Genomic DNA, 23,445 nt, shown 5'->3' with positions numbered 1-23,445 from the left:
TTATTTGCAATAGCATGTCGGACAAAGAGCCGCTCATACAATGACGGTGGCACCTTCATGGCACATAAAGTGGCGAGCGCAGCCAAGCAAGGAGGAGGAGCATGGTCAAACTGAACCGAGCGATGCGTCTTGCAGTGAAGCGGGATACGTTCTTTTTGCCCAATCCCGATGGCAGCGTGTATTTTCGCAATAACGTCGGGACGTTTCGGATGGAAGGAGAAATGATCGATCAATGGGTTTCGCAGCTGGTGCCCATTTTCAACGGAGAGCACACGCTGGCGGAAATTACGGACGATTTGCCAGCGGAGTACCAGGCTCAGATTCATAAAATCGCCAGTCTTTTGCTGGAAAACGGGTTTGCCCAAGATGTCAGCCAGCATTTGCCGCATGAGCTTTCTCCCGCGGTGGTGGAGCAGTTTTCGGCACAAATTGCCTTTTTGGATCACCTGATTGGCTCGGGCGGTCATGCTTTCCAGACGTATCGGCAGCAAAAGCCGCTCGTTGCAGGGAGCGGGAGCTTTGTGCCCGCGCTGATCCATGCGCTGTGGGAATCGGGGTGCCCGCATGTTCATTACGCCGTCACGGACGCGAGCCTGGTCAACAAAGCTCGCCTGACCGAGCTGCATGCACATGTCCGGAAAAAAGATGACGAGGCCAAGCTGACAGAGCTAACCGTGCGCGAGCAAAGCCGGGCCTGCTGGGAAAAGACGCTGGCGCCAGTTTCTGCGGTGCTGTACGGCTCAGATTCCGGGGATCGCAGCGAGATGGAGCTGGTGTATGCGCTTTGCCAGGAGCGGGGCATTGTGTTCATTCCTGTGTTTTTGCTTTTGCAAAAGGGCATTGCAGGCCCGGTGATGCAGCCGTCTTCGCCCGTGTGCCTCGATTCGGTCGTACGCCGCTTCCACCGGGTCTTTTTGAGCGGGAATGCAGAAGATCATCCTTTTACAGCTACGTCAGCCGCTCTGTTGGCAAACGCGGCGGTCATGGAATGGTTCAAGCATGTGACTGGCGTGGTGAAGGCAGAGTCGGCGGGCAAGCTTTTTCTGCTCGATCTGGATACGCTCACCGGGAGCTGGCGAACGGCCATGCCGCATCCTCTCGTCAAAAGCAAACCGCGCTTTTTGCCTGTTGATGAACAGTCGTTTTTCGCAGAGACTACATCGCCAAAGGACGGCTTGCTTGCGGCTTTTCAGTCCTGGACCTCGCCTGACGTCGGCATTTTTCACACGTGGGAGGAAGGCGAGCTGATACAACTTCCGCTCTCCCAGTGTCAGGTGCAGGCAGTCGATCCCGTTGCGGTTGGTCCCGCCGAGCTGTTGCCTGTCCGCATTTGCCCGGGGTATACGCATGAGGAAGCGCGCAAGGAAGCGGGATTGGCAGGGACGGAGATGTACGTTTCGCGCCTGATGAGCGCATGCGGCATCCAGGCGGCTGGCATTCATCTGCACGATGATGCCCCCTCTATGCCGGACAGTGCGGGGGAGATCGGTTTTGCGATTGGCGCGGGAGAATCGGCGGCAGAAGCAGCGTGCCGGGCTTTGGAGCACTATTTGCAAGCTGTATTGGCAAAAGAAGTGCGGGAGCAGCCGCCAGCAGCCGCTCTCGTGCAGTGGACGGGGCAAGACGAGCCGTGTTTGTTTTACGCGCGTGCGCTGGCGCTCCAGAAGCAAGGGCATAAAATCGCCAAAGGAGCGGATTTGTGCGGATTTCCGGTGTACTGGGTAGGGACGGAGAACGGTTGGTACGGCAGCGTAGGCTTGCACGATACGCTCGCGTTGCGCAAGGCACTGCAAACGGCGCTGCAAAACAGCCAAGGAGTGCCGGATGAGCAAATCGCCTATGCGGTAAAGGCTCTGGAGGTTGCTCTGGATGAGCGTGAACAGCAAGTGGAACTTCCGCCTTTTCCGGAGAGCGAGGAAACACTTTGGCAGCAGGCGCGGGACGTCCTTGCCAAGGAACGGCTGGTGCCTGTGCTGCGCAATGCGGCTGTAGAGACGTTTTTGCAGGAAGATTTGTCAAGGGTGATCGCCCTTGCATTGCGAGCGGAGGAGGGACATGAGCATGGAGATTATGATTGTGGGCGAAGGACTGCTGGCTGATCTCGTCTTCATGCAGCTTCCGAAACAATATCGCGTGCAGCGCCAGCGCGTGCTGAAACCGATCGACGAACAGATTGATTTGGCGCTTGTGCTGCAAGACGGATGGCGGCCGCATGAGCATACGGAAGCGGAAAAGCTTTTCCAGGCATCCGGGATTCCGTGGCTGAGGGCGTTCGTTTCGTTTGGCGAAGCCGTGATCGGGCCGCTCGTTCGTCCGGGCGTGCCTGGCTGTTCCCAGTGCGCGGACATGCGGCGGCTCATGGCTGGACGCGATCGCAAAGAAATGTGGGAGTACCAGTTCCAGCTTACAGAGGAAGGCGGAACGGCAGTCGACGTGTGGTCGTCGCGAACGGGATTATGGCAGGTGTGTCACTATGTAATTGACGAGGTACAGCGAATAGCCAGCCGCCAGCAAGCCCGTCTGCACGAACATATCCAATTGCTCGACTTGCAGACGCTGGCAAGCTCCCGGCACTTTTTCCTGGCTGATCCGCTTTGCGGTCATTGCGGGCGTCTGCCGGATGACGCGCCAGAACTGGCCACATTTACTTGGCAGCCGAATCCCAAGCCTTCCTCGACAAGCTACCGCGTGAAGTCGCTGGACGATTGGAAGCAAGCGCTCCGCTCCGACTATGTAGATGCGAGAACAGGCTTTTTTAACGGGAAAATGCGCGACCTTGTCTCCGTCTTTTCCGATGTCAGCGTCAATTTGCCTTTGTTCCCCCATGACGAAGCGACGGCAGGCCGCTCCCATTCTTACGTCCATAGTGAAGGGACGGCGATTTTGGAAGGGCTGGAACGATATTGCGGACTGACGCCGCGCGGCAAAAAGACAGTCGTCTACGATTGTTACGCCAACCTGGGGGAGCAGGCGCTCAATCCGGTCACTGCCGGCGTCCATTCAAAAGAGCAGTATGCGCTGCCGGGATTTCCTTTTCAACCGTTTGATCCGAAACGGCCGTTAAACTGGGTTTGGGGCTATTCCTGCATCCGCGAGCGGCCCGTGCTCGTTCCCGAACGGATGGCTTACTACAGCCTTGGCTTCGGTGACGGCACCGTATTTGAGACGTCGAATGGCTGTGCGATCGGCGGCAGTCTGGAGGAAGCGATCTTTTACGGAATCATGGAAGTGGTGGAGCGCGATGCGTTTTTGCTGACGTGGTATGCGCAACTGCCGCTGCCGCGACTCGATCCGCACACATCTGGCGATACGGAGCTGGAACTGATGATCGCACGGCTCCAGTCTGTCACCGACTACGAGCTGTTTTTGTACAACGCGACGATGGAAAACGGGATTCCCAGCGTGTGGACGATCGCGAAAAATAAGAAACAGACAGGACTGCATCTCGTCTGCGCGGGTGGTGCGCACCCTGATCCGGTTCGCGCCGTCAAGGGCGCCCTTCACGAGACGGCTGCCATGCTGAATACGCTGCACGACAAATTTGAAGCGAATCGCGCCGCGTATTTGCGGATGTACCACGACTCGTCGCTGGTGAAAAAAATGGATGACCACGCCATGCTTTACGGCTTGCCAGAGGCGGCAGAGCGTCTCGACTTTTTGCTTGGGAACAACAGACCGATGCAGTCTTTTGCGGAAGCTTTTTCCTGGCAAGGCGGCCACACCGATTTGACAGACGACCTGAAGGACATTTTGCAAGTGTTTCGCAAGCTGGAGCTCGACGTCATTGTCATCGACCAGACGACACCGGAAGTGAGCCGCATCGGGTTGTCCTGCGTGCGCGTACTGATTCCGGGAATGCTGCCCATGACGTTCGGACAGCATCAGACGCGAGTGACCAATCTGAAACGCGTGCTGCACGTGCCTGTCACGCTAGGCTATGCCAAACAACCGCTTGCTTTGGATCAGTTGAACCCGCATCCTCACCCGTTTCCGTAAAAGCATGGCACAAAGGGAGGGCGAGTGATGAAGCTTGCGACGTTTTTGCACGACTTGCATTTTGCTACCGAAAAAGTCCGGCCGCCCGATCTGGAAGTGAATTGGGACGATGCGCCACTGCCATACAAGCTGTACAAAGGCTTGCCTGCCGTAACGCTGCCCGGGGAAGTCGCTTTGTCGCTCACAGGCGAACAGATCACAGGGGAGCCGTCGCTTGTCCAACTGGGCAGCATGCTTTATTACGCGTACGGATTGACAAAAGTCAGCCAGATGACTTTCGGGCAAGGGGCCCCGGAAGAAGAGAGCTTTTTCGTTCAGTCGTACCGCAGGGCGATTCCTTCCGGCGGAGCGCTGTACCCGAACGAGGTGTATTTGTATCTGAAGCTCTCGTATTTGAGGCAAGGGATTTATCATTACGATGTGGCGCATCATCGCCTCGTTCTGTTGCGCGAGGGAGACTTCGCTGATTATGTAACCAGCTCGCTCGGCCAGCGCTTTGCGCTACGCGACTGCTTTGGAGTTGTTTTCGTGTCCACTTACTTTTGGAAAAATGCTTTTAAATACGATCTTTTCTCGTACCGTTTGCAAGGGTTGGATACGGGTGTGCTGCTCGGGCAATGGCTGGCTTTGGCCGATAAGTATGGCATTCAGGCCAGTGTCCACTACTTGTTTCTGGATCGGGCTGTCAACGGGCTGCTCGGCTTGGACGGGAACGAAGAAAGCGTGTATGCAATCCTGCCGCTTGGGCTGGCATTGAATCCGCAGCAGACAGGCGAGACAACGGCAGCCTCGGTATTAACATTGACTGAGAGCAGCGCGGATGCGCAAGAGCCTGTCTCGGCGGAACAGCTCGTGCAATCGCTACAGCCGTTGAGCCACTGCCATCAGATCGGTTCGAACGCGCGAAAAGACTACCCTTTGCTACGCCAGATGCACCAGGCTGCGCTGTATGAGTCAACGGACTGTTTTGTCAGGGAAAGACTGTTTGGTGCGGAAAAAGACAGCGGAAAACTGCGGGGAAAGCCCGGAGAGACAGAAGCGGCAAAAGACAGGCTGCCAGCGCTGGATTTCGCGGAATTTTGCCGCAGCCGAATTTCGCCGGAGCTGGATTTTGTCGCGGGCAAGCTGACGCGAGAAGAGTTGGAAACGCTTGTGCGGCGTGCGTATACAGCCTTGCACTACCAGCATGACCTGGGACACGAGAACAACGGATGTTTGGCGTATTGCGTCTGTCTTCACCAGGTGGACGAACTGGAGGACGGAGCGTACTTTTGCGCTCCCGCAAGCGGCTTGTTGACACAGCGGCGGCACGGCGACCAGCGGGCAGAGCTGCAAGCCGGAATGACCCTCGACAATGTCAGTCTGTACCAGGTGCCGCTTTGCTTTCATATCGCAGGGGAAAGCAACCATCTGCTGGAGCGCTGGGGGTATCGCGGCTATCGCATTCAGCAGATGCAGGCGGGGATCGCCTTGCACGCGCTATTGCTCGCTGCCTTTTCCTGCGGATTGGGCGGACATCCGTTGCTTGGGTACGATGTGGCGAGCAGCGACGAGATTTACGGCTTGCCGCAGGAAAGCAAGACGTGTCTCATCCAAGTGCCTGTCGGCTTTTACCGCCAGCGGGCGCGGTTGCAGGGGAGCTTGCATGGCTAGAAAAGGAGAAGTCAAAAAAACAGGATCACTCCCGTGACGTGTATGTTCGCAGCGGGGGCATCCTGTTTTTTTGTGTACAGCTAGTTGCAGAGTGCTGGCGTCAAAGTGTGGTTATCCCGAATGGTTCTCCGTTTTTTGCGCGGCAGCCGGAGCGGTTGCGCCTCTTTTTTGGAACATTTTCTCCAGAGGAACCACTTTGCACAGCAAATTGTGGATATGCTTGGACTCTTTGGTCAATACGGGGCCAAGAATCGCCAGAATGAGTACGTAAAGCGCCGTAAATGGCTGCAAAATTTCCAACAGTCCGCCTGCCTTGCCCATATTTGCAATGAGAATGGAAAATTCCCCGCGTGCGGTAATCGTCAACCCGATATTCGAGGAGGCGCGTGCCGACAAGCCTGCGCTGCGGCCAGCCAAAAGCCCTGCCGTGTAGTTCCCGATCAGGGTAATGGCGACGGCTGCCAGGGAAAGCCAGACCGCTCCGCCAAGTTGAAGCGGATCAATGGATAAGCCGAAGCTGAAAAAGAACATGGCGCCAAAAAAGTCGCGGAAGGGGAGAATCATGTGCTCAATTCTCTTCATATGGACCGTTTCTGCAAGGACCAGACCGACGAGCAAGGCTCCAATCGCCTCGGCTACGTGGATGGTTTCCGAGAAGCCGGCTACGAGGAACAGACCTGCAAAGACCGTCAACATGAAAAGTTCATTCGATTTGATATTGAGCCCGCGATTGAGCAACGGAACCAGCTTGCGCCCGACAATGATGAACAGAAGCATATAGCCGAGTGCAATCAGCGCAGAGGTGAGCACGCCAACGACAGAAGTTGCACCGCTGAGCACGAGACCGGACATGATCGACAAGTAAACAGCGAGGAACAAATCGTCAAACATGATCATTCCGAGAATCATTTCCGTCTCCGGATTGGCGGTCCGTTTGAGATCGACCAGCACTTTTGCCACGATAGCGGTAGAGGAGATGGTCGTAATTCCGGCAATGATGAGAATTTCTTTGAACGGAACCCCGGCAAAGTAGCCGAAGAGCAGACCAAGCGTAAAGTTGATGCCTATATAGATAGTGCCGCCGATCGCAATAGAGCGTCCTGCCTTGATCAGACGGCCAACCGAAAATTCGAGCCCGACGTAAAACAAGAGGAACAAAACACCCATCCGACCCATGAAGTCAATGAGCGGTTCGCTTTCAATAAATCGAAAATCGATCAAGCCGATCGAGGCGGCGTGCGGCCCTACGGCCATGCCGATGAGGATGTAGAACGGTACGATGGAAAAGCGGAGTTTTTGCGAGATAAACCCGGCAATTGCGATTAAACCGATAGCCAGACCAATTTCAAAGACGATGTGTTCCAAATCAAGCCCCCCCTGTTATGAGTGTAGATTTTAACACTTTCACCTGCCCTCTCTCGCCTGCCACAACTAACGTAACGCCTGCCGTCAGGACGCATTCCGGTCCCGGACTCACTTTTTGCTTTTGGTTTTTCTCGATAATGGCGATGATCGTAGCCCCTGTTCGCTGGCGAATGTCCAGTTCCCCGATGGATTTTCCGATGCACGCGGCCCCCGGCTCGATTTTGTACCATTCAATCACGAGCTGGTCGAGAGCCATCTCAATCGTTTCCAGCGCTTTTGGCTTGTAGGTCATCCCGCCAATAATTCCGGCCAGCTGGCGCGATTCCTGATCATCCAGAGTGACCATGGAGATGCTTTCATCCCAGTCGTCTTTGTCAAAATGGTAAATCTCCCTTTGTCCGTCGTCGTGGAGGATAATAATCAGCTTGTCGCCGTTTCTTGTCTCCACCTGGTATTTGCGCCCGATTCCCGGCAAATCCGATTCCCTGATATTCAACATTGTGTACGCCTCCTAAAAGTGGAATCCACTAATTTCGACAAACAAATAATTGTTTGCTAATATAATCATATACTTAAATGATGCGAAAAGTCTACATTTCGAAACAGTTTGCAAAAAATATGACACATTTCATTTGAGGTCTGATTCAGGCGGGCAAACTTTTGCTTCCTTCGGTTCGCTTTCCATTTGAACTGGAAGGAAATCGTCTCTATACTTGAAGAAAAAGCTTCGGATGAGATAAAAGAGGGGTAGCATGCAAAACTGGCTGACGCATTTTATTGAACAATACAGCTATCTGGGCATTTTCCTGATGATGGCGCTGGAAAACGTGTTTCCGCCGATCCCGTCAGAAGTCATTTTGACGTTCGGCGGCTTTATGACGACGCGCACGACCTTGACGGTGCCTGGTGTCATTTTGGCGGCGACATTGGGCTCGGTGCTGGGGGCGGTCCTGCTGTACGCAATTGGCCGCTATCTGGATGTGAGCAAAATCGAAAAGGTCGTGGAGCGGTACGGGCACTTGCTGCGGATCAAGAAGACAGACATCCAGAAGGCGGACGCCTGGTTTGACAAATACGGCTACTGGACGATCCTGTTCTGCCGGATGATTCCGCTCGTGCGCAGTCTCATTTCCATCCCGGCTGGCATGACCGGGATGGGCTTGCCGTTGTTTTTGCTGTTTACGACGATCGGGACGTTGCTGTGGAATATTGCCCTGGTGCTGGTGGGGGCGCTGCTTGGCGAGTCGTGGGAGCAGGTTTTGCACGTGATGGATGTGTATTCGAAGTTTGTGTACATAGGGATTGGTGTAGTAGGGGTGGGTTTTTTGGTGGTGTTTGTGCGGAAGCGTCGGGGTGGAGGGTGAGTGGTTGGGTTTGGGGAGTTGTTTGGTTGTTGGTTAAGAGCCACTTTTCTTGTTGTTGCGGGAGAATCGATTTTGGGGGGATGTAACATGAATAGTTGGATTCCTATGACGAGTGATCAGTATCGTCTGGCTTGGGATAAAATGTACGAGGATTTCAAATTTAAACCAAGTATCCATAGCAGTGATTGGCCTTCCTTTCGGTTACCGTCCCCTTTCGTTACTTATGATGTTACTGAATATACGGATGCAGATATCGATGATCTTGAGGAAAAGTGCATTAGCTGTCTAAGAGCGATCACTGTGCCGGAAGAATATATCTACGCACTGGATTGGCAGCACCAATGCTACCTCTATTATCCGCATCGGGAGCGCGGCGATGTCGGGGCAAGGATAGGGTTTTACCCAGATGGGGACTATTGTTTCTTTTTGCAAAAAGATTTTAAGTGGGGATATTTAGGGCACCCTTGGGAACATTCCATTAGTTTGTTTGGAGAGACGCTCATTCATCAGTTTGAAGCTGATCGACCAACTATATTTGGGTAGCTAGTGCGCAGCAGGTCTTACCATGCCTCTTGATCATCTGATCAGGAGGTTTTGTCGTTTTATATCAGTCGAATGATGTAGGTATTTGGAAATATTCAACGAATAGTACAAGAGATACAGAAACGACTCCTTGGAGGGATCAGAATGGATCAAAGAGATTCTGAAAAAATAATTCGATTAGCGCGAGAAGGTAAACAAATCTCGAAAATTTGGGAAGAGGATTTTCCAAACTATGATTACTGGGAGATTTACGTAGAAGTTCACGCGGCTGGCGAACGTAGCTCTCTTGGAATCAAGCGAATGATAACTGGCAGATTAAATAAACTGCAAACAGCCAAGAAAATGAAGTTTTATGCCGATTTCTTCTTTATGGAAGATACTCGCTTCATTAAAAACGGTTTTATCGCTTCCTGTAACGTCTAAGACCAATTTTTTGCAAGACGCACGCTACCTAGTACCTCCAGAAAGTCCACTCGGCAAAAATCCGCCAAAACCAGCAGGAACAAACCCGCCCAAGAAGAAATAAAACATAGTGCTATCAGAATTTAAACACAACTTATGAAAGCGCATACATCACATCCATTCCCTCTCCACCCAAAAAAGGAGGCCATCACAGATGAATCCCCACCAACACGAAAGCAACGAACAAGACAAGACCTCGCTGGAAAAGGAAATCCATACCGATTTTCAAAAAGAAATGACGTACGGCGACTATTTGCATCTGGACAAGATTTTGGCGAGTCAGGAGCGGCTCTCCACTCATCATGACGAGATGCTGTTCATCATTATTCACCAGGTAAGCGAGCTGTGGATGAAGCAAATTTTGCATGAATTGGGCGCTGCCATGGACTGTATTTCGAAGCACGAGCTGGAGCCTGCCTTCAAAATGTTTTCCCGGGTGTCGCGGATTCAGCAGCAGTTGATCAAATCGTGGGACGTGCTCTCGACGCTCACACCTGCGGATTACTTGCAGTTCCGCGACAAGTTGGGGCATTCGTCCGGTTTTCAATCGTTTCAAAACAGGCTGATCGAATTTACGCTTGGCTACAAGAACGGCCATGTGCTGGCTGTGTACGAGCATCAGCCTGAGCTTCATGCCAAGCTGGACGCGGTTTTACATGCTCCCAGCATTTACGATGCGGCGATCAAGGAGATGGCGGCGCGGGGCTTGCCGATTGACGCCGAGTGCCTGGAACGCGACTGGTCGCAGCCGTACCAGCCGAATCATAGTGTCGAGCAAGCATGGCTGACCGTGTACCGCAATGTGAATCAATATTGGGATTTGTACGAGCTGGCGGAAAAGCTTGTCGATATCGCCAGCCAGCAGCAGCAGTGGCGCTTCAATCATATGACGACCGTGGAGCGGATTATTGGACAAAAGCAGGGAACGGGCGGTTCTTCCGGCGTCGGCTATTTGCGCAGAGCGCTGGACCATCGTTTCTTCCCTGAGCTGTGGAGCTTGCGCACGCAGCTGTAGGACCAACCAGGAGAGAACTGTAAAAGGCTACACCATACAGGCGTGCGGACAGATGTGTTCGGTCACGCTTGTTTCTATTGAAACGGCTCTTTTCAATATCATCGATACCTTCCCGGACGACGAACAGGTAGAAAGCAGGCGCACCATGCTACAGCATCTGGACTCCACCCAGCTTGCGTTGCAGCAAAAGATCATGTTTGGCGGCCAGGATGGCATTCCGCAAGTGTTCGGCTACAGCGAAGGCTACAGGCTGGTACAGACGTTTTTACATGATCATCCCGACTTGACAGTAGAGCAATGGACCGCGACCTCACCGGAAGAGCTGCTCCGCGAAGTGCAAACATCCCACCCCAAATTACCGCGCAACAGGACTCCAAGCGCAAATTTTCACATATTCTTCCTAATATTGGGCACAAATACCCTTCATTTACCAAGATCATTTTGCTTATTATTTTTTAGATGAGCCATTTTGTGGACTGTAAGCAGTCGCAGTCCCATTTTCAGAAGAACGTCGAGAAATGATTGCACGACAAAAAGCGGAAACGGAGTGGGCATTTGGATGGAAACGATGAAGCCGCCTATGGAAGTCTTGTACGCAGCGCAGCTTAATGCGTTGCGGGCCAACGATACGGGAGCAAAGCCGCCAAACTGGCAAATGTCGCCACGAGCGGTCCGCGACTTTATCTTGGGTGCTGACAAACCGCTTCCCTACGAGGGAGAGGCAATCGAGATCACGAAGAAGTTTTACGGCGACGATGCCCTGATCGAAAGAGCGATTGTGACACTTGCTGGAAACCGCGGCCTGATGCTGGTCGGCGAACCGGGAACAGCCAAGACCATGCTGAGCGAACTGCTGTCTGCTGCCATTAGCGGCACGAGCACCAACACGATTCAAGGTACGGCAGGCACGACCGAAGACATGATCAAATACTCGTGGAACTACGCCATGCTGCTGGACAAAGGTCCTTCTTTGCAAGCTTTGGTTCCATCGCCTTTGTACACGGGGATGAACAAAGGCATTATTACCCGGTTTGAGGAAATCACTCGCTGCCCTTTTGAAGTGCAAGACGTGTTGATCAGTATTTTGAGCGACAAAGTCATGAACATTCCCGAGCTTGCGGACGGCATTTTGTTTGCCAAGCCCGGATTCAATATTATCGCCACCGCCAACCTGAGAGACAAGGGCGTCAACGAGATGAGCAGCGCCCTCAAGCGTCGGTTCAACTTCGAGACGATTGCGCCGATCAATCACGTGAAAATGGAAGCGCAAATTATCGAATCGCAGGCGAAAATGATCTTGCAGCGCAGCGGCGTGGATATCGAGATCGACCGCGATGTCGTGGAAATTTTGGCGACGACTTTCATGGAACTGCGCACAGGGCAGACGAAGGAAGGCTACAAAATCGACTCGCCACAATCGGTGATGAGCACGGCTGAAGCTGTATCGGTGTACGTGCAAAGCGCGATGACCGCTCATTACTACGAAGGCAAGCCGATGACGATGGAGCGACTCGTGCAAAATTTGCAGGGAGCTGTCGTCAAGGAGAACCAGAAGGATGCTGGCGTGCTGAAAACGTACTTCACGAAGGTGGTCAAAGAACGGGCAAAGGAAGAGGGCCTATGGGGAGCGTACTACAACGAGAAGAAATGGATCAAATAAACAGGCTGGTCGAGCAGGAAGTATACGATCTGGCGAAGCAGGTCGTCTATTTTCCGATCAGGCACCACAGTCCTGCTTGCGCCTTTCATCTGCAAAAGACGATTGCGGAATACGAGCCGCAGATCATCTTGATCGAAGGGCCGGACAACAGCAACCATCTCATCCCGATATTGACGGCTGAGCAGACGAAGCCGCCCGTAAGCATCTACTACGCCTACGCTTCGGGCGAGAAAAAATACGTCTGCTATTTCCCGTTTCTCACCTATTCGCCGGAGTATGTGGCCCTCGTCGAGGCAAAGCGCAGGGAGATTCCCGCCGCTTTCATCGATCTTGGCTACGGCAGTCGGCTGGAGAGCATGGAAGACGGACACGATCTGAAAAAGCAGAACCAGAAGCTCTCCTACCACGATGAGCGGATGCTGGCCGGGTCGCAATTTATTGCCCGGCTGTGCGAAACGATGAGATGCCGCAACTTCGACGAACTGTGGGAGCGGGTTTTCGAGGTCGAAGGCATTCGCAAGCCGACGCGAGAGTTTGTCAAAGACGTGTTCGCCTACTGCTATTTGTCGCGAAAATGTTACGACGACGCCACGCTCGAAGCAGAGGGAGACTTGATCCGCGAAGCGCATATGCGCCAAAAAATTGCAGAAGCCAAAGAGAAATATCAAAAAATTCTCGTGGTGACGGGCGGGTTTCATACATACGGGCTTTTGGAGAGCCGAAAGACGGCTTACAAGATTCAAAAAGTCAAAGACGAAAAAATATATCCGATGGTGTACACCTACCAGGAAGCCGACCAGCTGAATGGCTACGCCAGCGGCATGCCGTACGTCCACTATTACGAGACAGTATGGAATGCCATGGGGAAAAAGGAGCAGACGCCTTTTTCAAAAAGCGCGCTGTCGTACTTGGCGCAACTCGTGAAGCGGCTGCGCGAAAAGGGCGAGATCGTCTCGACGGCAGATGCGATTGAGGCGTACAGCCTGATCAGCGGACTTGCCGTGATGCGCGAAAAGTCGGAGGGCGGGGCGTATGAGCTGCAAGACTCCGTGCTGTCTGCCTTTACAAAAGGCGAGCGTTCCATCGCCACCGCGAAGCCGATCGAGACACTGCGCGAGCTGATGACAGGCGAAGGCATCGGCGAAGTGGCGCCCAACGACCTCGACGTCCCGATTGTCCGCGATTTTAAGGAAACGTGCAAAGCGTTCAAACTGACGATTACGACAACGGGGCGCAACCAAAAAGTGTTGGAATTGTACGCCAAGCGATCGCACAGGGAAGCGAGCCGTTTTTTGCACTGTGTCCACTTTTTGGGCACGGAGTTTTGCACGAAGGAAGCCGGGCCGGACTGGCTGAACGACAAGTACGTCAATCTCGTGCGCGAGACGTGGCGCTACAGCTATTCTTCCTACGTGGAGGCGCGGTTGATCGAGGCTTCTGTCTACGGCGGAACCGTGAAAGAAGCGGCGGCGCAAAAGCTGGAAGAAATGATGATGGAACTGCCGCAGCACCAAAGCCACATGTTGGCGAAATGGCTGCTCATGGCGGTTGTCATGGGACTGGAGAAGCTTGGCGAGCGGTTGTTTGCAGCTGTCGTGTCGGCAGTCAGGGAAGACGGACACTTTTTGTCCTTGTGCAAAACGTTGAAAACACTTTCGATTTTGCACGAGCAAAGGCGCTTGTTCGGATTGACAGACACGGCACGGCTGGAGTCGCTTGTCGATGAGGTGTACTACCAGGCTGTGGCGAAAATTTCCGAGCTGAGCAGCCCCAACCCTGACGAATGCCCGGAAATCGCCGAGCAGTTCAAATTTTTGTACATGATCAGCGAGCAAAAACAGGCGGAAGCTTCCCGTGACATTTTTCTCGACCAACTGGAGACGCTGCTTGCGGTTCCGACGTTGCCAGCGATGCTGGAAGGGGCCGCCGCCGCGATTTTGTGCAATCTTGGTGCCTTGGAGCGCGGGGAGATCAGCGTCAGGGCACGGGCTTACATGTTCGGCACACCGGAAAAGATGCAGCACACCGCCGCCTACTTGCACGGTGTTTTCCTCGTCGGCCGGGATTATTTGTTTGACGATGACAGCATCTTGTCCGATTTGAACCAGATGATTATCAGGCTCGACTACGACAGTTTTTTGCAGCTTGTGCCGCAGCTTCGGCTGGCTTTCGCGTTTTTCGGACCAATGGAAATCAGCATGCTGGCGGAAAAAGTCGGGGCGTTGTTCGAGACGACAGCCGAAGAAATGACGGCTCCAGCCGTTGCCGAGCCAGTTTTGCAGCGGGCGCGGTTGCTTGACGACAGGATCAGGGGGGAGTTTGCCAGATGGAACCTCATTTGAAGCGGGAAGCCATGAACCGCTGGCGGCTTCTGTTAGGCGCGCAGGCAGAAGATGCGCTGGAAGAGTGCGGTGACTACAGCCGCTCCGATTTTGCCTACCGCGAGCTGGATTCGATCCTCGATTTCCTGTACGGCCGGGAGCACGGCGAAGAGCAAGGCTACCGCAAAGAAGGCGGCCGGGAAGGCTCCACGCTGACGGTGCCGACCTGGCTGCAAAAAATCCGCAAGCTATTCCCGAAAGAAACGGTGGAAATTTTGGAAAAGCAGGCGCTGGAGCGCTACAACATGACCGAGCTGCTTACAGACAAAAAAGTGCTGGAAAGCCTTGAGCCAAACATGACCCTGCTGAAAAACATCCTCCAGTTCAAGGGCAGGATGAAGGGCGAGGTCGTCAGAAGCGCCAAGGAAATCGTCCGCAAAGTCGTCGAGGAGCTGCGCCGCCAACTGGAAGCGGAAATCCAGACGAGCATCGTGGGCAAGCGCAACCGTTTCCGGCGCGGCTACACGAAAACGATGCGCAATCTGGACGTCCACAAAACGATTCGCAAAAACTTGAAAAACTACGACCGGGCCAACAAGCGCTTTGTGATCGACGAGCTGTATTTTCACAGCAACATCCAGCACCACAACAAATGGAACATCGTGATCGTCGTCGACGAGAGCGGCAGCATGATGGACTCGGTCATTTACAGCGCCGTGATGGCGAGCATTTTTTACAAGCTGGCGGCGCTGAAAACGAACCTGGTCATTTTCGACACCAAGGTCGTCGATTTGAGCGACAGGCTGGATGACCCGGTCGATGTGCTGATGAGCGTGCAACTGGGCGGGGGGACTCACATTGCGCAGGCGCTCCGCTACGGCAAGTCGCTTTTGGAGAATCCGTCCAAGACGATCTTCATTTTGGTCAGCGACCTGGAGGAAGGTTATCCGATCAAAGAGATGTACCGCCAAAGCAAAGAGATCATCGATTCAGGCTGCAAGTTTCTCGTGCTGACCGCGCTTGATTTCAACGGAAACGCTACATACAACAAGCATGCTGCCCGCGTGCTTGCGGACATGGGCGCGCACGTCGCTGCGCTTACGCCTGACCAGCTATCGCAATGGATTGGCAAGATCATCAAATAAACGGGGAAGACAAGGGAGGAAGCCAGATGGTACTGAAAAAACTCGACGCCCATCCGATCATTGGGACATTTTTGGAGCGCTACAAATCAGACAGCCCGCAGAACGCTCATTTGATCGACAGCATCTCGGACTACTTGACGCAAGAGACAAACGAATGCCCGCCGATTGTCGAAGATCAGCGCTATTACGGATATGCGCTCATGCCGCAGTTGGACAAACTGAAAAAGCGCGGAGACGAGACCGCTTTTTATCGTGCCGCGGAAGTATTGTACAAGACCAGCCACCGCTTTTACGAAAAGCAAAACGTCATGGAGCGCTGCTTCCTGGATGCGATTGAGTTGCGCGACGTCGACGTGGATGCAAGCCGCCTGCAAGAGCTTCTGGCTGTCGAGCAAAAATCGTATGACGCGATGAAAAAGACTGTGGAGCAGTTCGGTATGCCGTTGTTCCGCGAGTTTTTGCGCAAAACGGTGGAAGACTACCGGGCAAGCATCAGCCGGGACTACACTTCTGTCTTTGCGCGCTCCAAGCACATCCTTTTGCTCGCCTACGCCTACGCTATCTCGCCAAACCTGCTGGAATCATTGGGAGAGAAGCTTGAGCCTGTTTACTACCACCTGGTGACGGGCGATACCCGTGCATACGTCGCGGAAATATGGCAAATGGCCAAAAAAGTTGCCGTGCTGCCAGTCAACAGCAACACGTTGACCAGCGAGTCGCTCTATCCGGCGTACTGCAAGGAGAAAAAAGCGCAATTGCGCGAGACGCATTTCCCGGATGAATCTACACCGGAAAGCTCTTTGCTTAATCAGAGGCATTTGAAGCGCTACTTCGAAATCATGCTCAGCCTGGCGTATTACCGGATGCATGTCAAGGGCGGAATGACAGCGTTTCTCGCGGAGCCTGAAGAGAGCGACCGCGAGCTGCTCGCGGCTTTGCAAGTGATGTTCGAGCTGTACCCGCTCGACATTTTGGATCACGACGTCCGCCTGCGCGAGCTCGTGAAGATGGAGGAGCCATACGACTTGCTTTTAGCCATGCGAAGCCACTTGCTCCAGCCGCCTACCAATTGGGAGCAGCTGGAAAAGGTCGTGCTGGCTGACCTCGGCAAATCCAGACGCGCCCTGGACATCGCTGCGATTCCGATTGTGAAAGGGTATTTGTACAAAAAGCTGACCGATCAGGGAGTCGACCTGTCCACTGCGGACACGACGCTGGAAGCGATTGCGCTGGATGCGCTGCGCCGGATGAAAGGAACGCAAAAGCTGGCCAATTATTTGGAGGGCAAAGACACGCTGGAAGAAGCGCTGGCAAACGTCCATCTGGAAGATTTCGACCGCGTCAGACAGCAAATGATTTTGCTCAGCTTCTTGCCAGTGGAGCATCCTTTTGTAGCTCGACTCACGGCGGCGATGAGCAAATTCGTCGGCAAGTCGGGGCGCATGGTTGGACATATGTGCTACGTCCATGCTTTCCAGAACGACTTGATCAAGCTGGTAGGCATGTACGAACAAGATCCTGAGACAGATATCAAACAGCTTGTTCACCAAATTTTGGCGATCAAAAATTCTCTCTACTACCACGTAGAAGTCAAAGCAGAGCACTATCAGTCGCTCGTTCGCGCCTATCCGCAAATATGCCTCGACGCATTCGACAAGTTTGATACAGAAGTTCGCCTGTTTGTGCTGGAAACGCTTCTGGACGCCAACCAGCCTGTGTCGCGCGAGGTGCGCAACCAGGCCATTCGCCTCGGTCTGTCCGATTCGTCGAAAAAAGTGACGGGACTCGCCAATGCGGCTTTGTTGCACGCGAAGGACGAGGAACTGTGCGTAGAAGTGTACACCACGGAAAAGAAAGCGAAAGTCAAGGAGTGGGCGCTTGATGCGATTCGCACCTTGGATAACCGCAAAGACATTTTTGCGGACCTGTTGCAAAAGGAGAAAAACAGCAAATTCAAGGCGCTGCTCGAAAACTTGATCGAGGCAGACGGCCAAGGGCCAGATGCCAGCATCGCCAACTTGGGCAATCTGATCGACAAGCGCAAGCTCGCCCGGATCAAATGGCTGCCGATCGAACTGCTCCCGCAACTGCGCGACGAGCAAGGCAACGAGCTGGGCAAAGAGCTGATCGAGTACATTTTGACGCAATCGCTGGAATCGCCAACGGCCCCATCTCCGCACGTGTTGCTGCTGAAAGCTCAGTTCACCGCCGCGTCGGCCGCCGATTTTGTTGCCGAAGTGCTTCGTGCGTGGCTCGACCAGGGAGCGGTGGCAAAAGAAAAATGGGTCATGCCGCTCGCGATTGCGCTCGGTGACAGACGGACGGTCGATACGATCAGCCAGATGATCAAGGAATGGACGGACTACTCCCGCGGAGCGCTCGCCGCAGAAGGAGTGCGGGCGTTGTCCTTCTCGGAAGATTTGGCAGCGCTGCGGCAGATCGATTCGATCAAACGGACGATCAAAAACAAGCAAGTCCGCTCTGCGGCAGAGGAAGCGCTGGGCATGGCGGCGGCCAACCTGAAAATTTCAGCGGAAGAACTGGAAGATCGGCTGGTTACCCAGCTTGGCTTCGATGCGTCCGGCAAGCAAGTTTTCTCTTATGGCGAACGCACGTTTACGGTAAAAGTCAGCAACGAGCTGGAGCTGGAAGTGACCAACGACAGCACGGGCAAGGCGGTCAAAAATTTGCCTGCTCCGACGCAAAAAGACGATCAGCAGCTGGCGGAAGAGGCACGAGCGACTTTTGCCCAGTTGAAAAAAGACCTGAAAAGCATGGTCAAGCTGCAGGCGCTGCGACTGGAAGAATCGTTGTCCAAGTCGCGCTACTGGACGACAGAAGCGTGGAACCGCCTGTTTGTGGAAAATGTGCTGATGCAAAAATTCGCGATTGGCCTGATCTGGGGCGTTTACGAGGACGGTTCGCTCGCGGCCACTTTCCGCTATATGGATGACGGAACGTTCAACACCGTTGACGAGGACGAATACGAGTTGCCAGAACAAGCGCAAATCGGCCTGGTGCATCCGCTGGAGCTGGACGAAGAGACGCTGGCAGGCTGGCGCACTCAGCTGGAAGATTACGAAATTTCCCAGCCGTTTGACCAATTGAACCGCGAACTGTTCCTGCCGACAGAAGAAGAACTGAAAGCGGACGAAGTGCTGCGGCTCCCGGACGGCGCCTACACGCCAACCGCTTTTGCCAAAACGATGGAGAAATACGGCTGGATCAAAGGCACTCCGCAGGATGCGGGCTTCTACTACGAGTTTTACAAGCTGTACGGCAATGTCGTGGCCGAGCTGAAAATCAGCGGAGCGAGCATTTCGTACTACGACGGCATGGATGACGTCACTTTGGAGAGCCTCGCTTTTTACCCGAATGACGACAGCCAGTACAAGTACATGTACTTCAAGCCGATCGACCGTTTGAAGCTGGCGACGCTTCCGGCGCGGATTTTCAGTGAAACGCTCTACGATGTCGTGCGTGCTACCGGGAAGTAATCATGGCAGATTTCAAAAGCGATTTTCAGCGATGGATCGGACTGTGCAACGAGGAATATTTGATCAAGTATGCCAACAAGGGCCTTTACAATCGCGCATGCAAGGAAATCGAGAAGGGCGTTACGGTTTCGTATGAGTTCATGGATGATCATGTCAGGTGCGCGCTGTCGGATGACAGCGTGTGCCTGTTGTACGGAGACATCGAGCGTTTTTCCTGCTCGTGCCCGTCAGATAAAATATGCAAGCATGTCATCCTGGCGATCGTCGCTTACGCCACACAGCATCAGCCAGCAGCTGGCATGGGTGACGCGGGTGATGAGCCTGCCGTATTCAAGCCTGACTTTGGCTGGTTGTTGCAGCTTCATCCGTCCGATTTTTTGCAGGCTTTTACCGCGGCACAGATCGAGGAAGTGCTGTTCCGCTTAGAGTACGGCGAGGCGCTGGAAGTTGCGGAAACGTCCTTTTTGACCGTGACGCTGCAGCTTCAACAGGTCGAAGTTTCGTTCGACCAGGAAGCCGATCTGAGCCGGGCGATGTGCAGTTGCAAGGCAAAAGGCAACTGCATTCACAAGCTGGAATGCCTCTTGCGCTATCGTCTCGTCCATGAGATCGACGACCGGGAAGCGTTGCAGGCAGACATCACGGATGTCAGCTATGACGCAGAGGTGGCGGCGGAGGCGAGAGCTTTGCTGGCCGAAGTGCTCGGAATCGGATTGGCGAAGCTGCCGGAGACGGTTTGTACGCGCTTCGAGCTTTTGGCGATTGCGGCCCATAACGGGAACTTGCCTGCCTTGGAAAAAGATTTGCGCGGGATCAAAGGAGAGCTTGGCCTGTTTTTCCAGCGCCACGTGAAGTTTTCGCAAGACGTGCTGTTAGACAGACTGGCCCGCGTCTACCTGGGGCTGGCTGCCCTGGAAAAAAGCGAGCGTCCGGAGCTGAAAAAACAGCTGCTGGGCAGCTTTAAAAGCAAATACCACACAGTGCCGCACCTGACGCTGTACGCGCTGGGGGCCAATCCATGGGAGACGCGCTCCGGCTACAAGGGTGTGACGTATTACTTTTTCTCGCTGGCAGACAAACGCATTTACACGTATACCGAGGCCCGGCCTGTCTATTACGAGGGAACGAGCTTTACGTATGCGACGAGCTACAAAAGCAAGGCGCCATGGGGCGGACTGGTGACGATGGAGGAGCTGTCCCATTCCCAGGTGAGCCTGACGAGTGCGAAGACGAACCGGGAGCAGCGGCTGTCATCGAGCGATGAGACGAAGCTTGTCGTGTTGCCGAGGGAAAACATCGAGGAACTCGATCTGGGCGAGACGCTGTGCCGCGATTTGGCCGAGCGCATGGGCGAGGGAGCAGGCGTCTTGTTTGAGCAGGCGACAGAGCACGTCTTTTTGCTCCCAACGAAGTCCGTTCTGCAAGTGTTTTATGAAGCAGCCACGCAGCAGCTGATCATTACGGTCGAAGCGCACGACGGCGAGAGCATCCCGCTTGTCATTCCGTACCAGGGCGAGTTCGACAAAACGATTCGCTATCTGGAAAACAACAAGCGGCTGCTGGAGCTGCGGGACGTGTATTGGCTTGTTCAAGTCAGAGGGGATGAGCTGTACCCGATCAGCATGCTGCAAGGCAAATCATTGACGAGCTTGAAGCTTGATTTATAACGGCAGTGGAGTGTGAGGATTCGCACATGGAGGAGATTTTTGCTTTTCGCGAAAAACTGGAAGATTGGGTAGAGCGCATGCTGCTCAAAGGCATCCGCAAATTCGAGTCTGCTGACCTGGCAACGCTCGCCCGCCTCGAAGCGAGTGCGCGGGAATACGGGATGGACTTTCTTGCCGAGCTGATCGCACGTCTGGCCGAGGCGGGCGGCCACTATATGCGCGACGCAAAAGCGGGAGTTGAGTTGTTGACCGAACGATATTTGTATATGGTACAATACGTCAACATGATGAAAAAGCCTCTGTCACAAGCAGTGGCAGACTGAAGGGGCACGACCAGCCGCTCCCTTCCGTTACGGGGAAGGATAGATGACGATGAAATTCCATATACAGTTATCGGATATGCAAGAATATTTCCCGCAGTTTCTGGCGTCCATGCAGGCGACTTTGCTTGACCGTTCCTGGGAACAACAGGCGATCGCTCCCGCGCATATCGGCTCGGGCGGCATCACTCGGCTGCGGATTCGCCCTGGCATGGAGATCGTCATGACCGACTTGTTGCTGGAAGAAGACATGAAGTACACGATTCAGGAAAACTTCCAGCTGCTGGAGTTGAATTACAGCTTGAGCGGCCAGACGTATTGCGCCTGGAACGGCAAGGAAAAGCAGATCGCAAGCAAGGAAGGCAGCGTCGTCTTTTTGGCAGACGAGAAGGTGTACCTGGAACGAAAAGCGGGGATTCGCAACCAGCACGTGGAGATTCGCATGAGTCCCGAGCATTTTCTCAGCTATTCCGAACAAAGCGAGGATGGCTCGATTTTCGAAGCGTTTTTGAATCGGCATCAGGGCGGCGTAGAGCCTTATGACACGTCACCAGCGATTCAGAAATGCATCCACGATATGTTCTTTTGCACGTACCAGGGGCCGCTCAAACGGTTGTACATGGAGAGCAAGGCGATGGAAATCATCGCGCTGGTCAGCCAAAGTCCCGGCACGGCAAAAGCGCGCAGCAGCGTCAACTTGCGCAAGCAGGATGTGGAGATGCTGGCTCGCGTGCAGGCAACGATTGTGCAAAACTTGGAGAACCCGTACAGCATTCGCCAGCTGTCCCGCATGGCGGGGATGAATGAGAGCAAGCTCAAGCAAGGCTTTCGCGAGATGTACGGCATGAGCATTTTCGAACAGGTTCGGCAGGCGCGGATGGAAAAAGCGCTGGCGCTCATGGAGACGGAACAGCTCACCATCGGGCAGGCAGCCGCTGCTGTCGGGTACAGCAATGCGAGCAATTTTACGGCAGCTTTTCGCAAGCAATACGGCATGAACCCAAGTGAATACGTAAGACGGCAGTTCTCCTAACAACAACCCGAGCGACGTTCGGGTTGTTTTTCTTCTTTTGCAGGCAGAAAAACAACCGCTACAGGTAGAGGCGCGACGGCTTCGCGAGTGATAATCACTATCAGATGGGCGGCAGCGTCAAGTCGTTGCAGCTTGCAAAGGAATGAGAGGAGAGAAGCAGATTGAAAAAACATTTTTGGATGATCTTCGCTACCGTCCTAGTCGCGATGACGTCGATCGCTACCTTCAATCCGATTTTGGGACTTTTGGCGCGAACGCTGGGCTTTAGCGAAATCCAGTCGGGCAGTCTGGTGACGATTACCGGATTGTTCTGGATCGTCGGCAGTTTTTTATGGGAGAAATGGTCGCGCACCAATCGCAAGCGCTTGATGGTCATTGCGATTCTCGGGTATACGCTGACCTTGGCGAGCTTTGCCTTACTCGCTGACTGGGCAAAAGCAACTCCCGGCAATGCGGTTGTCCTGTATTGGGAGTTGTTCGCGCTGCGCGCTGTTGGCGGCTTTTTCTTCGGGGCGATTCCGACGATGGCCCAAGGCTACTTGATGGAATGGACGACGGCGCAAAATCGCGCTTCCGGCATGGCGTTATTCGGAGGGGCGAGCGGGATGGGCTTTGTTCTCGGGCCAGCTCTCGGGGCGGCTTTGACGCCGATCGGGTTCACTTCCCCGATGTATGTATCGACCGCGTTGCTTGTCGTTGTCGCTATTTTGAGCGGGATCATTTTGCCGGATAGCAAGGGCGGTCAGGTGAAGAAAGCAGCGGTCAAGCTCTCGATGACCGATCCGCGCATTCGCTTGTACATCTTGATCGGCCTGTTGCTGTCCACCGTCATGATCATGCTGCAAGTAACGTGCGGGATTTACATGCAAGATCAGCTTCAATTAAGCGATAAGGCAGCGGCGCAATCGATCGGTGTCGGCCTGTCTGTTGCGGGTGTGATTGTCGTTGTCGTGCAGCTTTTGGTTGGGCGTTATCTCAGATGGCAGCCCGCCCGCCTGCTGAAAATCGGGTTGAGCTCGCTGTTTGTCGCCTTTACTTTGTTTATGCTCGCTCCGGCCTGGTACATCGTCGCTTTTCTTTTCCACGGAATCGGGATCGGATTTACATTGCCCGGCTATATTACGGCAGCGTCTCTGGCCGTTTCGGCGGAAGAACAGTCGGCTGTGGCTTCTTACACAGGGGCGGCGCAGGGTGTCGGCTCGTTTGTCGGCCCGCTGGCGGGGACGATGCTGTACAGCTGGCAGATGTCCATTCCGTATCTCGTTTGCTCGCTGTCGCTGGCGTGCGTTGCTTTGCTCGTGTTTGCCAAGCATCGCGGAGGTCAGCCAGCCAGCGTCTCCTAGGAACTGTTCATGAAGAGAGGTTCGATTGCGAATCTCTCTTTTTTTTGGTGCGCCCAGCATG

The 23,445-nt window shown here is 54.0% G+C and carries 18 protein-coding genes; 16 read left to right on the top strand and 2 right to left on the bottom strand.

Translation table 11 applies throughout. The features are described from left to right. The first annotated feature begins 101 nt into the window (after positions 1 to 101). From DEP07_RS14350 to DEP07_RS14340, 3 genes are read left to right on the top strand one after another with little or no spacing between them, the layout of a single operon-like run. Positions 102 to 2,099, top strand: coding sequence for a putative thiazole-containing bacteriocin maturation protein (locus tag DEP07_RS14350; protein ID WP_287102639.1), 1,998 nt, complete (start codon positions 102 to 104; stop codon positions 2,097 to 2,099). Next, positions 2,056 to 3,996: a TOMM precursor leader peptide-binding protein gene (locus tag DEP07_RS14345; RefSeq protein WP_287102638.1), complete on the top strand. Its 1,941-nt coding sequence runs from the start codon at positions 2,056 to 2,058 to the stop codon at positions 3,994 to 3,996. Before DEP07_RS14350 ends, DEP07_RS14345 begins: the two co-directional genes overlap by 44 nt. Positions 3,997 to 4,023: 27 nt before the next feature. Further along, a complete protein-coding gene (locus DEP07_RS14340; protein WP_287102637.1) occupies positions 4,024 to 5,649 on the top strand; it encodes a SagB family peptide dehydrogenase in 1,626 nt (541 codons plus the stop codon). A 111-nt stretch (positions 5,650 to 5,760) separates the two neighbouring features. Here DEP07_RS14340 and DEP07_RS14335 read toward each other — a convergent pair whose 3' ends face one another. Further along, a complete protein-coding gene (locus DEP07_RS14335; RefSeq protein ID WP_122963356.1) occupies positions 5,761 to 7,014 on the bottom strand; it encodes a cation:proton antiporter in 1,254 nt (417 codons plus the stop codon). 1 nt (position 7,015) lies between these two features. Continuing rightward, a complete protein-coding gene (locus tag DEP07_RS14330) occupies positions 7,016 to 7,513 on the bottom strand; it encodes a cation:proton antiporter regulatory subunit (RefSeq protein ID WP_122963355.1) in 498 nt (165 codons plus the stop codon). A gap of 253 nt (positions 7,514 to 7,766) precedes the next feature. On the opposite strand from DEP07_RS14330, the gene DEP07_RS14325 reads away from it, so the two are divergent. From DEP07_RS14325 to DEP07_RS14265, 13 genes are all read left to right on the top strand, one after another. Then, complete coding sequence (locus DEP07_RS14325) at positions 7,767 to 8,378, top strand: DedA family protein (RefSeq protein ID WP_173598757.1); 612 nt, start codon at positions 7,767 to 7,769, stop codon at positions 8,376 to 8,378. 87 nt (positions 8,379 to 8,465) lie between these two features. Further along, on the top strand, positions 8,466 to 8,921 hold the full coding sequence (locus DEP07_RS14320) for a DUF2716 domain-containing protein (protein ID WP_122963644.1): 456 nt from the start codon (positions 8,466 to 8,468) through the stop codon (positions 8,919 to 8,921). A gap of 144 nt (positions 8,922 to 9,065) precedes the next feature. Further along, positions 9,066 to 9,344 (top strand): hypothetical protein, encoded by a 279-nt coding sequence (locus DEP07_RS14315; RefSeq protein ID WP_229049908.1) that lies wholly within the window; start codon positions 9,066 to 9,068, stop codon positions 9,342 to 9,344. A gap of 193 nt (positions 9,345 to 9,537) precedes the next feature. Then, a complete protein-coding gene (gene kynA, locus DEP07_RS14310; RefSeq protein WP_122963353.1) occupies positions 9,538 to 10,398 on the top strand; it encodes a tryptophan 2,3-dioxygenase in 861 nt (286 codons plus the stop codon). 52 nt (positions 10,399 to 10,450) lie between these two features. After that, positions 10,451 to 10,861, top strand: coding sequence for a DUF2268 domain-containing putative Zn-dependent protease (locus DEP07_RS14305; RefSeq protein WP_274875285.1), 411 nt, complete (start codon positions 10,451 to 10,453; stop codon positions 10,859 to 10,861). A 96-nt stretch (positions 10,862 to 10,957) separates the two neighbouring features. Then, complete coding sequence (locus DEP07_RS14300; RefSeq protein WP_173595930.1) at positions 10,958 to 12,058, top strand: ATP-binding protein; 1,101 nt, start codon at positions 10,958 to 10,960, stop codon at positions 12,056 to 12,058. After that, complete coding sequence (locus DEP07_RS14295) at positions 12,019 to 14,400, top strand: DUF5682 family protein (RefSeq protein ID WP_287102636.1); 2,382 nt, start codon at positions 12,019 to 12,021, stop codon at positions 14,398 to 14,400. The genes DEP07_RS14300 and DEP07_RS14295 overlap by 40 nt, the downstream gene beginning before the upstream one ends. Next, positions 14,385 to 15,524 carry a VWA domain-containing protein gene (locus DEP07_RS14290; RefSeq protein WP_122963349.1) on the top strand — a complete coding sequence of 380 codons (1,140 nt, stop codon included), beginning with the start codon at positions 14,385 to 14,387 and terminating at the stop codon, positions 15,522 to 15,524. Before DEP07_RS14295 ends, DEP07_RS14290 begins: the two co-directional genes overlap by 16 nt. 26 nt (positions 15,525 to 15,550) lie before the next feature. After that, positions 15,551 to 19,021 carry a DUF4132 domain-containing protein gene (locus DEP07_RS14285; protein ID WP_122963348.1) on the top strand — a complete coding sequence of 1,157 codons (3,471 nt, stop codon included), beginning with the start codon at positions 15,551 to 15,553 and terminating at the stop codon, positions 19,019 to 19,021. A 2-nt stretch (positions 19,022 to 19,023) separates the two neighbouring features. After that, positions 19,024 to 20,688 (top strand): SWIM zinc finger family protein, encoded by a 1,665-nt coding sequence (locus DEP07_RS14280; protein ID WP_122963347.1) that lies wholly within the window; start codon positions 19,024 to 19,026, stop codon positions 20,686 to 20,688. Between the two features lie 26 nt (positions 20,689 to 20,714). Further along, entirely contained in the window at positions 20,715 to 21,011 is a 297-nt protein-coding gene (locus tag DEP07_RS14275; protein ID WP_122963346.1) for a hypothetical protein, read from the top strand. A gap of 49 nt (positions 21,012 to 21,060) precedes the next feature. Continuing rightward, complete coding sequence (locus DEP07_RS14270) at positions 21,061 to 22,041, top strand: helix-turn-helix transcriptional regulator (RefSeq protein WP_167470247.1); 981 nt, start codon at positions 21,061 to 21,063, stop codon at positions 22,039 to 22,041. A gap of 161 nt (positions 22,042 to 22,202) precedes the next feature. Then, on the top strand, positions 22,203 to 23,384 hold the full coding sequence (locus tag DEP07_RS14265) for an MFS transporter (RefSeq protein ID WP_173595934.1): 1,182 nt from the start codon (positions 22,203 to 22,205) through the stop codon (positions 23,382 to 23,384). Positions 23,385 to 23,445 lie beyond the last annotated feature (61 nt).

This window comes from Brevibacillus sp. (genome assembly GCF_003521185.1).
In the GTDB taxonomy this organism is placed as follows: Bacteria; Bacillota; Bacilli; order Brevibacillales; family Brevibacillaceae; genus Brevibacillus; species Brevibacillus parabrevis.
The sequence above is the reverse complement of the archived record's forward strand: the minus strand, read 5'-3'. Positions and strand labels throughout refer to the sequence as shown.